This is a genomic window from Paenibacillus barengoltzii G22 (assembly GCF_000403375.2).
GTDB classification, from domain to species: domain Bacteria; phylum Bacillota; class Bacilli; order Paenibacillales; family Paenibacillaceae; genus Fontibacillus; species Fontibacillus barengoltzii.
The window spans coordinates 341,789-355,603 of record NZ_KE159654.1; the positions used below are offsets into that span (position 1 = coordinate 341,789).

A 13,815-nucleotide genomic window follows, 5' to 3' on the forward strand; every position below is an offset into this window, starting at 1 on the left:
ATCGAATTTACAGTGAAGATGAATCCGTATCCTTCGGCTCTGCACCTTGCCCCTCATCCTCGGGCTCCGATTGTACCACAGGGACTTCTACCGTTATAGGGTTCGAAAGTGCATATCCTTTTGCATTAGTCCCATCCGGTTCTGACAAAATATAGACTCTGTATTTTCCGGCAGCAATTGGATTGTGATAGATATCTTGGCTAACCACAGTACTGAGTGTGCCATTATCGGCTGGTACATTGACACCATTGTTTTTCAAAGCGATAGCCGCATCCAAGTTTAAAGTTTGGTCTTCAGAAATTACGAGAACCTTATAGGATCGAATGTAATTACTGTTGTCAGGCTGCTCAAAATCAACCTTAATGGAGTTCCCTTCAGCCACCGCATTGAGTCGAGTTACCGGAGCAACCGAAATATTATCCGGTCCCACTGCAGGCTTCACAGCATTAGACGCGGCAGATAGAGCGTTAGCACCGTTCTTGGCTACAGTTAAAACAAAAATTTGATACGAGGTATCTTTGTTGATCTCATTTCCATCAACGTCCTTCGAGTGTGCCAAGGTTTGCTTCACGTTCTTCCCGCTCGGATTTACCGATGTGAATCGCTCTGGATCGTTGACCTTGTTGGCATCCGTAAGTTTAAAGTTACCCGCTTTTGATGCTGGAACTACGAGAATCCGGTACTCCACGACATTACTTTCATTTGCCAGCTTATTAAAACCGAAATCGATATCTCGGTAGGTACCGCTTTTCGTCCCATTCAATTGTGCATACAAACCATCAACTGCACTAACAGCGCTATTGTCGCTTAACGTAATTAAGTTCGAGTACGTCGACAAAACATTGTTCCCACCGTTATTGGCTACGGACAGGACAAAAACTCGGTAAGCGACGTTGTTTTTAATCCAGTCGCCGTCAACGTCTTTCGCACTTGCGTTTAGAGTAGCAATCAATGTATTGCTGCCTTTGCTGACCGACGTATATCTATCGCTGGACAGCGCGTTTGCTTTCGATAAGTTGAAGCTGCCAACGTTCGAAGATTTCACCACCATGATCCGGTATTGGCTGATGTACGTTTCATTGGAAGCACGTGAGAATGATACCTGCATATCCCGGCCATCGCCATAATCGTTTACGTCGGAGACTTTAATATTCGAAACCGCATCAATTGTATTTGGCGACAATGTAATCGGCGAGGAGTAAGAAGACAACGCATTGCTCAGGTTATATCCGTTGCTGGCTACCGACAGGACAAACACCCGATAGCTGACGCCGTTGCGGATCGTGGCTCCGTCGACATCTCTCGCCCCCGATTTCAGAACCGTGGAAAGTGTATAGCCGTTCTTGCTCACCGTCGTATAATTGGCGCTGCCAACATTGTTAGCCTTGGCTAACGTAAAGTTATTCGCATCCGAGGTTTTGACCACCAGGATCCGATAGTTGCTGATATACGTTTCGTTCGCAGCCCGAGTGAAGGTTACTTTCAGGTCGCGGCCGTCCCCATAATCGCTCACGTCTTCGACCGTGACGTTCGATACCATATCCACCGTGCTGCCATTGGTTAACGTGATCGCAGCCGAAGCGGACGACAGCGTATTGGTTCCTGCGTAAGCCCCGGTACCCACGGCCATAACGAATACCCGATAGCTGACACCGTTGCGAATCGTGGCTCCGTCGACATCCCGGGCATTGGAGGACAAGGCATACGAAGTAATATTCGAACCGGTCTTGTTCACCTGCGTATAGTTCACGCTGGAGACTTGGTTTGCTTTGGCCAGGCTGAAGTTCGCATAGTCACTGGCTTTCACAACGAAGATCCGGTACGAGCTGATCCGCGTTTCATCCGAGATCCGGTTGAAGCTCACCCGCAGGTCGCGGCCGTCGCCGTAGTCGTTCCAGTCTTCCACCTTCGTGATGACCGGCGCGATAATCGAGCCTTGCGAGAGCGTAATCGCCGAGGAGCCGGACGACAATTTGTTCGAATATCCCGTACTATTGCTCACGGATAACACAAACACTGTGTAGGACACGCCGTTCTTGATCAGATCACCGGACGTATCCCGTGTGGAAGAGGACAACTGACCGGTTAACGTCGATCCGCTCCCTGATTTGGACACAAGCGTGTAGTAAGAGCTGGACAGGTTGTTCGCCGTGCTCGCTGTAAAGCTGCTAGCGTCCTTCGTCTTGACGACGAACACGCGATAGTTCGCGATGTTACTTTCATTTTGCGCTCTTGTAAAGGTGACGCTCAGGTCGCGGCCATCGCCGTAATCGCTCACGTCACTGACCTTAACGTTCGTTGGAGCCGCAACGGACACGGTGTTGGTCAACGTAAAGGCCGGTGATGGATTCGACAACGTATTGGCGCTGTTGCCTTTGCCGATCACCAATACATAAGCAACGTAGGATTGATCCTCACGAATCGCTGCTCCGTCCACATCCCGTGCACTGGCCGACAGCGTTAAGGACGGATCAGATCCTGACGGAGACAACGAGGTGTAATTGGCCGAGCCGACTTTCTGGGCGGCTGCCAGATTAAAGCTGGAAGCATTCGCTGCCTTCACGACCATCACGCGATACTGTTCAACGCGGGATTCGTTCGAGGATTTCGAGAAGCTGATTTGCAAATCCCGTCCATCCCCGTAATTTCCTACATCACGGGCCGTGACGTAGGTTACCGGACCAGGATCACTTCCGTTATCCGAGCCGCCCGAGCCGCCTGATCCAAAGCCGGATTTGATCGTCACGATTTTGGCGGAATTGTTCCACCCGACTTGCTGCCCTAACGCCTCACTGACGAAGCGGACGGGCACCATTGTTCTGCCTTTCACGCTTTGTGCCGGCACGTCGAGCAAAACCGTCTCATTGTTGATGGTTGCCGAACGCGACATCAGCTTCAGCGTGATCGTTGTACCGTCTTTGTAGGCGGTAACGGTCTTCAACGTCTGGTTGTAGTTCACTTTGGCGTCCAGCGCTTCAAAGATAGCCCGGAGCGGCAGCATCACCCGTCCGCTAATGATAACCGGATCCTGGTCGGTAGTCAGACGGTTGCCATCAATGTAAATGCTGATCGGCGTAGCCGCTTGCGCCGTCGTCTGTTGAAAGATTGGTATTATTAAGAGTACGGCTAAGAGCGAAGCCCAAATTTTTTTCAAATATCTCATCCTCCCCTTGCTAATGCACAGCTATAGAAAAAGTAGCTCTTCCCATTTGACGTGCGATGCCAGGCAAAAGTTTCTATGTTTCCCGCTTGTAAAAAAATTTTCACTCCTGGATGCCTATCCCCGAACGAGAAAAGCTGGATAAACCAGGGACTATCGCCATCTATCTAGGACTAGAAGCATGAAAAAATCCGCCCCCATCACGGGCAGCGGATGTATTGCAAGCTGGTTATTTGCCGGTCAATCGATTCAACCGGGCCGTCAACTGTTCACGCCAACTGGTTGACAACTCCTCCACGGCCAAAATACGCCGAATCCCTTCGGCATCCTCTTTGTCGACGTGCATCACACGGTTCGCGAACGTCATCGTAACTCCTGCGGGATGCCTCTCGACAAGCTCCAGTTGATCCCCGGGCCGAACCTCTCCTTCCTGGAGCACCCGGAAATAATATCCGGTATATCCCGTATGCTGGATGGCCAGCGGCAGTTCAGGCAAACCATGCTTCACTCCCAGCTTGAAGCAAGGCTGACGTGGTTGGCTGACCTGAACCATCGTACCGCCCATACGGAACCGGTCACCGATGCAGATCTCATCTTCGAGCATGCCTTCGGTTGTGATATTTTCCCCAAACGCCCCAAGTGCCAAGGTAATTCCCAACTTCTCTTCCCAATAAGCATAGCGCTCATACGGATAGACACAAACCGCCTTGTCAGGTCCCCCGTGATATTTAAGGTCTGCTTGCTCATCACCGGCAAAATTCACCGACGAGAGATACCTTGCTTCCGTCACCGGTGTTTTGAAGATACCTGTTCGTACCAATTTGCCTTGATGTTCCACCTCGACTGGCTTTCCCACGTTGAGCGAATGCACTGTCATCTGAATCTGATCGCCCATTCCTCTCAGCCCCTTCTGTTCCGAAAATCAGCGTGAAATAAATTTCATTATAAGGGACACCCCCCTTGAGCACCACCCTTTCATTCAAGGGATTGGAGCCAATTTGAAACTTGCCGGGCTCCTGAACCGTATTACTAGTAGACATCCATGATCTCACAACAATGATTTTTTACAATCAATACGATCCCTTGCATCAAAGAGAGGAATGTAATCTATGAAATTCAAACTTAAAAAAGTTGTTATTCTTGGCACGATGGCCCTTGTGATTACGATAAACCCCAGCATGTCCAGTTTTGTAACCAGCCTGAGCTATGCGGCTCATCCCTCCAAGCAATCCAACCAAAGCAATAAGGCGGAGCGTCAGGAGGACGAGCTGAACCGAGTGCTGGGCGCTTCCTCCGACCGGGAGGTTTACGAAGCTTTGCTTGAAGGCCAGTCGCTGGCAGAGATTGCCGAATCCCATGGTCAGGATGCAAATCAGGTTGTCCAGCTGCAAATTGCCCAACTACAGGAGCAGTTGCAGAAACGGTTGGACGATGGCAGCATCACCCGTGAAGTTTATGAGCTTCAGCTGCAAGAGCTTCCGGAGCTGGTTGCCGAGAGCGCGAAAACAAGGTATACCATCCTTGGCTAATGATTAAAAAATGAAGGCCCTGCTATGAACCGCTTATTTCTTGCGGTATCTAGCAGGGCCTTGTCGCGTTTATCTTCCCCGTTTCGGAAGGAGCTTAACATATTCATCGGAGAGCTTCATCAGTTGCAAAATGTAATCGTAATCGCTACGATACGGCGCAATATCAGCGACAGGCTGCAGCGTGTCCAGAGAAACCGCTGCGCCGTCGTCAAAGCCAGCACCTGGGACGAACATGACTTCATCGTTAAAGAACGAGCCCGTCGGCAGATAATACCGCATCCCCACCACGTTACGATCCAGGTTCAGCAAGTCATGACCAAAGGCGGTGAACCCCTCATGTTCCAGCGAAATTCCGAGAAGATTAGCTACCGTCGGCAAAATATCAACCTGGCCTCCGGTGCGCTCGACAACTTGGCCGGGTTGTTGGCCGGGAATGTGAATGATCAGCGGGATGTTGAACCGGCTGATCCGCTCGTCGTAAGCGATCCCCAGCTTCTCGCTGATCTCCTTGGCGGGCACATCCTTCTCCTGAAGGCCAAAGTGGTCCCCGTAGAACACCAGCATCGTATTTTCCCACAACCCCGTTTGCTTCAATCCATCGATCAGCTTGCCGATCGCATAGTCCGTGTAGTTGACTGCCTCGATATAATTCCCAAGCATCGTGCCTTTCATCTCCGTCGGCAGCTCGATTTGGCGGCGATCCTCCGGTACCACAAACGGATTATGGCTTGAGGTGGTGACAAATTGAGCGTAAAACGGCTTGCCTTGCGCTTTGAGCTCGGCCAGCTTCTCGACGCCAACCCGATACATTTCCTCGTCGGACGCGCCAAAATCGTTAAAATGATCGTTGGCATAATACGGTTTGTCGTAATACTTATCGAAGTTCAGCGCCGGGTACATTTTGTTCCGATCCCAGAAGGTCACCTTGTTAATATGGAACGTATTTGCCGTGTACCCGTATTTTTGCAGCAGGCGCGGCAGACTAGGCAGTTCCCGATCCCCATACCCGGTGGACATCGCCTCCGCAGCAGTTGGATAGATCGACGTATTGGACATAAACTCGGCATCGGACGTATTGCCGGGGCCAATCTGCTGGAACACGTGCGGAAAGTAGAAGCCTTCCTTCGCTAAACCGTTAAGGACGGGCGTAATTTCTTGGCCGTTTATTTTCAGGTGCAACGGGAAGTTCTGGAACGACTCCATCTGCACAATGATCAAATTCATCCTCTGGGCAGTGCCAAAATAAGCCGGCACCCCGGGCATATCCACTTTGTAAGGATAGCTGCTCTCAAGCTGACGTACTTTGGCTGCCGTCTCCTGCAGATTGCCTTCCGCGATCATCCGCTCTTCCTCCTGGTTGCGGATCGCTGCATCAACCTGGAAGTTAAAGAAACCTACGCTTTCGGCACGCACCAGCTCATTGTCGATGTCTTTGCCCCAACGGATATAAAGGCCGGATAGCATGAGGCTGACGATCAAGACGAAAGCCACCCCCACCTTCCACGCGAGCGGGGCACGCGGCCGGTTGTTACGGAAACTGAGGCCCCTCAGCCCCCCCGCAAGATTGAACCCTCGAGAAGCCCGGCGCCCGCGAGCCGCACGAAGAATACGAACGGCAATCAGCACCGGCAGATCCATGAAATATAGAAATTGTTCAGGCCGTAACAGCGAAGCTACGCTGGCTTTGACCTCAGGAACTTGGTTGAGTCCACTGAGCACCGCATACGTTGGTACTGTACCGAAGTAGGCATTATAAACCGTCGCGGCAAACAGAATCACGGAGATGATCAAATTTAATCCAAAGTACACTCCCCATTTGACCTTAGCCGGCGTCAACAGCTCAACCAAACACATCAGCGCCAACACCGACAGCCACTCTCCGGGCAATCCCTGAACCCCAAGGCTGCCATAGAAGAAATAACGCAGCAATAACAGCTTCATGCCAATCAGCACAAACGTGACGACGAAATGAATTCGACTTGAGTTACTTGAGTTACGTATGATCTCCATCTCTTTTCTCCGGAATTTACCGTGTTTTTACAAAACACGCAATTTCTATTCGTTTATTATAACACGGTAAAATCCGGAGTCGAAATTAGACGAAGTCTGCCATAGAGCGGACCGTCAGCTTGCCGGGATGGCCCGCGACAAAGGGCTCTGCGCTGCCTGTACCGCCCCGCCGCCGGAACTCCACCGTGACCGGAACGCCGGGAATGAGATCGAAGTAATTATCGGAGAAAATCCCTTCTTCTTCCGCTGAAATCCACACTTGACGCGCCAAGACGTCGCTGATCAGGGTATATTGGCTGCCGCCGCTGCCGGCCACTTCTTGAAATGTAATATTTGCCTGCGGCAACGAAAGCTCTTTAGCTGAAGTGAAGTAAAAAGGTTTGCTGTCCACGGCCTGTCCCTCGATCTCCAGAACCGCATACAGCACAACCTGATGCGGATCATAGCCTTCCAGCCATTCCGCCCGGGTGAATACTCCTGCTTCGACCACCGCATCGGCAGGGGCGTGAACTTCCAACGTCTGTTCTTTCAACAAGCCCCCCTGGAAGTCATAGAGCGATAACCGCAACTGACCCGTCACCGGCTTCTGCAGATCAGACACGATGCTGATCGAAATTGGGCCATCCTCCGGCTCGTAGATCGCCAGCATGATCTCGCGGAAGCTGCGGCGTACCGCATACTGCAACGCCTTCCAGCGTCCGTAATAGTCCATCCCTGCCCAGGACGCCACCGGCCAGCAATCGTTCATCTGCCAGTACAACGTCCCCATGCAGTAAGGCTTGTTACGGCGATGCGCTTCAATCGCCGTGCGGATCGCCTCGGCCTGCAGCACCTGACTCATGTACAGAAACGAAGGGAAATCCTTCGGCTCCGGCAAATAAAGGTCCATGTACTCCTTGATCAACTGGTTCCCGCGGCCATTCTTCTGATGGGCCAGCATGATTTTAGACTCCAGTGCCAGCTCGGTCTCCGGCGCGTAAGTCAGTACCGATTTCAGCTCCGGAAACGATTGGAAGCCGTATTCGCTCATAAAACGGCCGACCCTCAAGTTATAGTGATTAAACGGCTCAACTGCATGCCAGACGCCCCAGTAATGGACATCCCCCTCACCGGTAACTTGAAGCGCATGTTGATCGGCATCCCCCGTCAATTTACGGATGGGAGAAGAAGGCACGTAGGCAACGCCGCCGCCAAGACGCTCTACTGCTTGCGGCAGAATTCGGTGGAAGATTGCCTCGTAATCCGCCCAGATCTGTTCACGCTGCTTGGCGGTATAATCCTTTTTCCAGCCCCAGCCCCCATCCTCGACATAGTGAGCCCAAGCCGAATCGATTTCGTTGTTCCCGCACCATAGCGCGATACAAGGATGATTCCGCAGCCGCTTGAGGTTGTCCTCCGCTTCGCGCGTCACGCTGTCCAGAAACTTGGGATTCCCTGGGTACATACTGCACGCAAACATGAAGTCTTGCCAAACCATAATGCCGTACTCATCGCACAGCTCGTAGAAAATATCCTGCTCATAGATCCCGCCGCCCCAGACGCGAAGCATATTCATGCCGCTTTCGGCTGCCGTGGCGATTTCATGGCGGTAACGCTCCTGAGTGACTTCCGTCAAAAAGCTGTCGTTCGGGATATGATTTGCCCCTTTGGCGAAAACCGGCACACCGTTTAACTCGAAGCGGAACGAAGCCCCCGCCTCATCCTTCTCCCGAACTAACCGAATGTCGCGCAGCCCGGTTCGAACAGAAGCTTCGGCGACCGCCTCCTGCCCGCCGTCTGCCACAAGCTTAGCATGGAAGTTGTACATCGCTGGTTCCCCCAGCCCCCGGCACCACCACAGCTTCGGCTCCGCAATGACCGCCGGCACTTCTACCACGTTCACTCCCGGCTCTAATCCCACTGAACGCTCCCAGGTCAACCCGCCGTCCGTGAGCTGCAGCTGCCCTTCCCAGCGCTCAGCGGTTTCAATCTCCGCCACGGCCGTAAGCTCCGCAGCCGAGACGTTGACCCGGTCCTGGCGAATGAACAGGTCGCGAATCACCGGGCCGCTCCAGCCTTCAAGCCGCACCTCGCGCCAAATCCCGCTGGTTACGAAGCGCGGCCCCCAATCCCAGCCGTAATGATACGGCGCTTTGCGAGCAAATACGCTGACACGCTGGTCGCCTAACCCGCCCAGCTCTGATTGGTCGTTCGTCGCCGGCAGATGATACCCCAGCTTCTTGAGCTTTGGCAAATCCTCTGCAATGGGAGAGCGAAAGCGGACAACTACCTTGTTGACGCCCTCGCGCAGCAGCGGCTTCACATCAACGCGCCAAACGCGGAACATATTGTTGGCGGACAAGACGTGCGTCCCGTTCACGGTGACATCGGCGTAGGTGTCCAAACCGTCAAAAACAAGCTCTAAGTGTCGCAAAGCCAACCAAGCCTCATCCACTTCAAAGGAGGCTTCGTACTCCCAATCTTTTCGATCAATCCACTGCAAATCATGCTCGTTGGTTCCATAAAACGGATCAGGGATCAACCCGTTGCGATACAGATCCGTATGCACCGTGCCCGGCACGCTCGCGGACTTCCACTCCGTCTCGTCACTTGCTTTGAAGCTCCAATGCTGGATTGGATAACGATGTTTGTTCATATGACCTCCATCAAGTTATAAGTTACCGTTCATTATATACTAATTTCGTTATGATTTGTTATATGTTTGTTAGTAATTTTGCAGATCAAATTTTTATATGATTTAGAAGTCGAGCCATAACTGTAAAATTACTAATTATCAATTTCGACGAATCATAGTATGATGTTGTCGAACGTGAATTGCTTGGTAACTCTTTCTATGAAAGGGGTTTCAAATGAAGAAGATTTGGATCGTGTACTTGCTTCTCTTCGCTTGCTTCGCGTTATACGTGCTCGATTACCGCTCCCAGATTCGGATGAACGACGAATGGAGTTCCGGGGGCCTTCGGGGTTCCATTGATGAGAAATACGTGATGGTGACGTTTCAAATGGGCATTGACTATTGGAAAAGCGGGCTGAAAGGCTTCGAAGACGCTGCCCAGGCGCTGAACGTCTCCGTGGAATACCGCGGCTCCACCCAGCGCGATATTCACGAGCAAATTACGGTGCTGGAGCAGGCCATCGCGAAAAAACCGGCCGGCATCGCGATCTCCGCGATTCATCCGACCGAACTCACCGCCACGATTAACAAAGCCGTTGACGCCGGCATTCCGGTCGTCTTGTTTGATTCCGATGCCCCCGGCAGCCGCGCTTTTTCCTTCCTTGGCACCGACAACTATTCCGCCGGCGTGGAGGCCGCCCGGAAAATGGCCGAGCTCACCGGCGGACGCGGGGAGGTCGCCATCGTCACCGTGCCGGATCAACAAAATCATCAGGAACGCACCGAAGGTTTTACCGATACCATTACGCAGGAATTCCCCAACATGCACATTGTCGCCACCAAAAACGGCAAAGGCGATGAGCTCTACTCCCGACAAGCGGCGGAGGAAGTCCTGCGCGACTTCCCTGACATCGCCGGTATATTCACCACCGAAGCGAACGGCGGTATCGGTGTTGCGGAGGCCGTCAAGGCCGTTAGCTTGGCGTCCTCCGGCCCGAAGATCATCAGCTTCGACACCGATAAAGGCACCTTGGACTTGGTCAAAAGCGGAGATATCGCCGCCACGATGGCCCAGGGCACCTGGAACATGGGGTATTGGTCGCTGCAGCTGCTCTTTTCGTTGAAGCATGATTCGGAAGAAGCTTCGCATCCCGGCCCTCGCGTTCCCCAACGCGTGGATACCGGCATCACCGTCGTTACACGACAGAATGTGAATGATTACTATGCGAAATAGATATCGTCAGCGATCCTGGGAAATCCGTCGTTTTTCACTGAACAACTTACCTATCCGCTACAAACTCATTGTCCACTTTATGTTGATCAGCATCCTTCCCTCAATCGGGCTAGGCGTGCTGACGAATTGGACCGTCGACCGCATTATCGAACGCCAGATTACGAACAATACGCTGCAGTTAATCGGCAAGGTGAACCGGTCGTTGGAGACGTACGTGGAGAATTTGCAAAACATGACGTTCTTCATCTCCTTTAACTCAGACGTGCTGCAGTTTCTCGAAAACAACAACGAGGCGGAACGTATCTTATCGGCACCTTCAGTCCAAACACCTCCACGAACAACAACACCGCCAGATACCGATCATTACGAAATTCGCAAGTTTCTGCAAGGCTTCACCACCTTGTATTCAGAAGTTGCAGGCATTCTCATCGTCAACAGCCGCGGTGAATATATCAGCAATGAAATGTATGCACGCACCTCAGACAACTTGACCCAGGAGGAATGGTATCAAGAGGCGGTCCGCAATAAAGGCATCTTCAAGATCCTCGGTCATCCGCGAAACCGCAACGTCACGACGCATGTCAACTACAAGGATAGTGAAGTCGTCTCCGCCGTAAGGGCGATTCTCGACCCCGAAACCCAGCAAGTCAAAGGTGTCGTCTTAATCGACCTCAAGCTGCGAGTCATAGCCGAGACCGCTCAGGATGTCCGGTTGGGGAAAACGGGCTATCTCACGGTGGTGGACGGCAACGGGGAACTCATCTATTCCCCGCCAGCCCCCTACATCAATCGCATCCCGCTGGAGCGGCTGGGTCAGGACGGCTCCGGAACTTACGCAGAACGGGTGGGCGGCCGTGATTTGCAGTTCATCTACCGACATTCGCCGTTTACCAACTGGACGACCGTGGGCGTCTTTTCCATGGCGGAGTCTGCTACAGAAATGCGAGAAATTCGTTTTTACGTGGTTAGCTTTGTGTTTATCGTCTGTTTGCTGGGGATGACGGCCTCCTTCTATCTGGCTCACACGATTTCCAGGCCGATCGGGCAGCTGGCCTCCTTTATGCAAAAAGCCCAGTCCGGCGATCTGACGATTCGCCACTGGAGCGACCGTTCCGACGAAATCGGCCTGCTTGGCCGCCGCTTCAACGCCATGCTGCAGCAGATCCATCGCCTGCTCTCGCTGACCGAATTGCAGGAGCGTCAGAAGCGGGAGGCGGAGCTAAGAAGCCTGCAGGCGCATATTAAGCCGCATTTTTTGTACAACACGCTGGATACCATTCATTGGATGGCCCGCCGCAACGGCTCGGAGGATATCGCGGAAATGGCAGAGTCCTTGTCGAAGCTGTTTCGGATCGGCCTGAGCAAGGGGAATGACATCATCCCCCTAAATGATGAAATCGAGCATGTGCGCAGTTACTTGCATATTCAACACGTCCGTTATCAGAGCAAACTCGATTACTCACTGCACATCGCTCCGGAAATTCGCGGCGTCTATGTGTTGAAGCTGATCCTTCAGCCGATCGTGGAAAATGCCATCTACCATGGCATCAAAGAACGCCGGGGGCCGGGCCGCGTGGTCATCGAAGCCGCTGAAGATAGCGGCATGTTGGTAATCACCATCCGGGATGATGGCAAAGGCATTCCACCGGATAAGCTGGCACGCCTGCAAAAAGAACTGCAGGCCGCGGGTACCCCGGATGGCCGGGAAAAGAGCGCTGAACCGGCAGGGACATCCGGCACAGGCGAAGGAGGCCAAGGTTACGGGATGCTGAATGTGCAAGCACGGATTGCTTTGACATTCGGCCCGAAATATGGTCTTACAATCCAAAGCGAGGAAGGTCGAGGAACGGTCGTTACGGTCACCCACCCGATCATTCGGGATGAACAAACCCGCCTTAGGAGGATTGAATCATGAGCGGAACCTACTCAGAAACTCATTGGAGAGTACTCATCGCCGACGATGAGTGCATTATTCGCGAAGGGATACGCGATAGCGTGGACTGGGAAAGCTTACGCCTTACGGTAGTAGCTGAAGCCGAGGATGGCGAGGAGGCGCTGGAGAAGGCGATTCAGCACGACGTCCATATCATGCTCGTTGATCTCAACATGCCGATCATGGACGGGATTGAACTCATGAAGCAGGTGCGTGAGCGGCTGCCGAACTGTAAAATCGTCATTATCACCGGCCATGACGAGTTTGCATACGCCCAGAAGGCAATTCGCCTTCAAGTCAAAGATTACATCCTGAAGCCGGCCAATCCCGCGCAGTTAGAGAAAGTTCTGCGACAAGTGCGCGGAGAGCTGGAGGAAGAAGCATCCAAACAGCAGCAATGGCAGCAGGCCTCGCAACAGCTGTCCCGCAGTTATCCGCTCCTGAGGGAGCGATTTTGTCAGCAATGGCTGGACGGGGGCATGACCGCAGATGAAATCGCCGAGCAGCTGCGGTTCTTACAGCTGCCGGACGCCTGCCCGGATTGGCTGGGCGTGATCCGGTTGCCTGAACCCGCTGCTTCGCCTGCTTTGTTCAAAGAAGACGAGCGGCAGTTGTATGGATTTGCGGTCGAGAACATCACCGCGGAAGTGCTCGCTCCGTATCCCAAAACGATCTTCCGAGACCCCTTCGGCCTCATCGTTGTCCTGCTGTGGGGCGTGGAAGCTGAAGCCGATTTTCACCGCATTGAAACCTTGGTGCGAACCCACTTAAAGATCGCTGCCGAGGTGTATTTGGCCGAGGGCGCTGGTGACGTGCTGGAGCTTCCTTCCGTATACCGGAAAGCGAAGTCCGCCGTAAACAAGGAGAACGCCGTTTCCCCGCTGGTGCGCCGGGCCAAACAATATATGCTGGAGTATTTCGGCGACAGCGGGCTGACGCTGGAAGCGATGGCGCAAGCCCTGCAAACTTCCCCGGCTTATTTAAGCCGCATGATTAAGCAGGAGCTGGGCACCACGTTTAACAGCTATTTGACGCAGCTCCGCATCCGTCGGGCGAGCCGCTTGTTAATCTCCACCGAGCTCACAGTAGCTGAAATCGCCGAGCAAGTCGGCTACGAAACTCAGCACTATTTCAGCACGGCGTTCAAGCGCGCGACCGGCCTTTCTCCACTGCAATACCGCAAAGGCGCATTTGAACATGAAGATGCTCAAGGGGAGTAATCTCCCCTTTTTTTGCGCAATCCCCCTCTCTTAGCCCCCTGGTTTAGAGTCAATCCCTCCGATAAAGGTTCGATTTTTATAAAAAGAGTCAAATCACTGTAAATACGTCCTCCCC

8 protein-coding genes are annotated in these 13,815 nt (G+C 52.8%); 4 read left to right on the plus strand and 4 right to left on the minus strand.

Annotated elements, in window-relative coordinates:
* Positions 1-7: 7 nt before the first annotated feature.
* Together C812_RS16455 and C812_RS16460 are read right to left on the minus strand one after the other, a co-directional pair.
* Positions 8-3,163, minus strand: a complete 3,156-nt coding sequence (locus tag C812_RS16455; RefSeq protein WP_244268342.1) for a copper amine oxidase N-terminal domain-containing protein — start codon at positions 3,161-3,163, stop codon at positions 8-10.
* Between the two features lie 226 nt (positions 3,164-3,389).
* Entirely contained in the window at positions 3,390-4,055 is a 666-nt protein-coding gene (locus C812_RS16460) for an MOSC domain-containing protein (RefSeq protein WP_016313783.1), read from the minus strand.
* 214 nt (positions 4,056-4,269) lie between these two features.
* On the opposite strand from C812_RS16460, the gene C812_RS16465 reads away from it, so the two are divergent.
* Positions 4,270-4,689 (plus strand): hypothetical protein, encoded by a 420-nt coding sequence (locus tag C812_RS16465; RefSeq protein WP_016313784.1) that lies wholly within the window; start codon positions 4,270-4,272, stop codon positions 4,687-4,689.
* A gap of 69 nt (positions 4,690-4,758) precedes the next feature.
* Here the strand turns inward: C812_RS16465 and C812_RS16470 are convergent, their stop codons facing one another.
* The gene (locus tag C812_RS16470; RefSeq protein WP_016313785.1) at positions 4,759-6,699 is read right to left on the minus strand and encodes an LTA synthase family protein; all 1,941 of its coding nucleotides are present in this window, start codon (positions 6,697-6,699) and stop codon (positions 4,759-4,761) included.
* 85 nt (positions 6,700-6,784) lie between these two features.
* Entirely contained in the window at positions 6,785-9,334 is a 2,550-nt protein-coding gene (locus C812_RS16475) for a beta-mannosidase (RefSeq protein WP_016313786.1), read from the minus strand.
* Positions 9,335-9,548: 214 nt separating this feature from the next.
* Here C812_RS16475 and C812_RS16480 point away from each other — a divergent pair, with 214 nt between their 5' ends.
* The 3 genes from C812_RS16480 to C812_RS16490 are packed head-to-tail and all read left to right on the plus strand — an operon-like array spanning position 9,549 to position 13,700.
* Positions 9,549-10,547: a substrate-binding domain-containing protein gene (locus tag C812_RS16480; RefSeq protein ID WP_016313787.1), complete on the plus strand. Its 999-nt coding sequence runs from the start codon at positions 9,549-9,551 to the stop codon at positions 10,545-10,547.
* Positions 10,537-12,462: a cache domain-containing sensor histidine kinase gene (locus C812_RS16485; protein WP_016313788.1), complete on the plus strand. Its 1,926-nt coding sequence runs from the start codon at positions 10,537-10,539 to the stop codon at positions 12,460-12,462. Before C812_RS16480 ends, C812_RS16485 begins: the two co-directional genes overlap by 11 nt.
* Positions 12,459-13,700: a response regulator transcription factor gene (locus tag C812_RS16490; RefSeq protein WP_016313789.1), complete on the plus strand. Its 1,242-nt coding sequence runs from the start codon at positions 12,459-12,461 to the stop codon at positions 13,698-13,700. Before C812_RS16485 ends, C812_RS16490 begins: the two co-directional genes overlap by 4 nt.
* Positions 13,701-13,815 lie beyond the last annotated feature (115 nt).

Coding starts and splice junctions, on each gene's coding strand:
- C812_RS16455 (WP_244268342.1), bottom strand. CDS start 3,163: ATGAGATATTTGAAAAAAATTTGGGCTTCGCTCTTAGCCGTACTCTTA.
- C812_RS16470 (WP_016313785.1), bottom strand. CDS start 6,699: ATGGAGATCATACGTAACTCAAGTAACTCAAGTCGAATTCATTTCGTC.
- C812_RS16485 (WP_016313788.1), top strand. CDS start 10,537: ATGCGAAATAGATATCGTCAGCGATCCTGGGAAATCCGTCGTTTTTCA.
- C812_RS16480 (WP_016313787.1), top strand. CDS start 9,549: ATGAAGAAGATTTGGATCGTGTACTTGCTTCTCTTCGCTTGCTTCGCG.
- C812_RS16460 (WP_016313783.1), bottom strand. CDS start 4,055: ATGGGCGATCAGATTCAGATGACAGTGCATTCGCTCAACGTGGGAAAG.
- C812_RS16490 (WP_016313789.1), top strand. CDS start 12,459: ATGAGCGGAACCTACTCAGAAACTCATTGGAGAGTACTCATCGCCGAC.
- C812_RS16465 (WP_016313784.1), top strand. CDS start 4,270: ATGAAATTCAAACTTAAAAAAGTTGTTATTCTTGGCACGATGGCCCTT.
- C812_RS16475 (WP_016313786.1), bottom strand. CDS start 9,334: ATGAACAAACATCGTTATCCAATCCAGCATTGGAGCTTCAAAGCAAGT.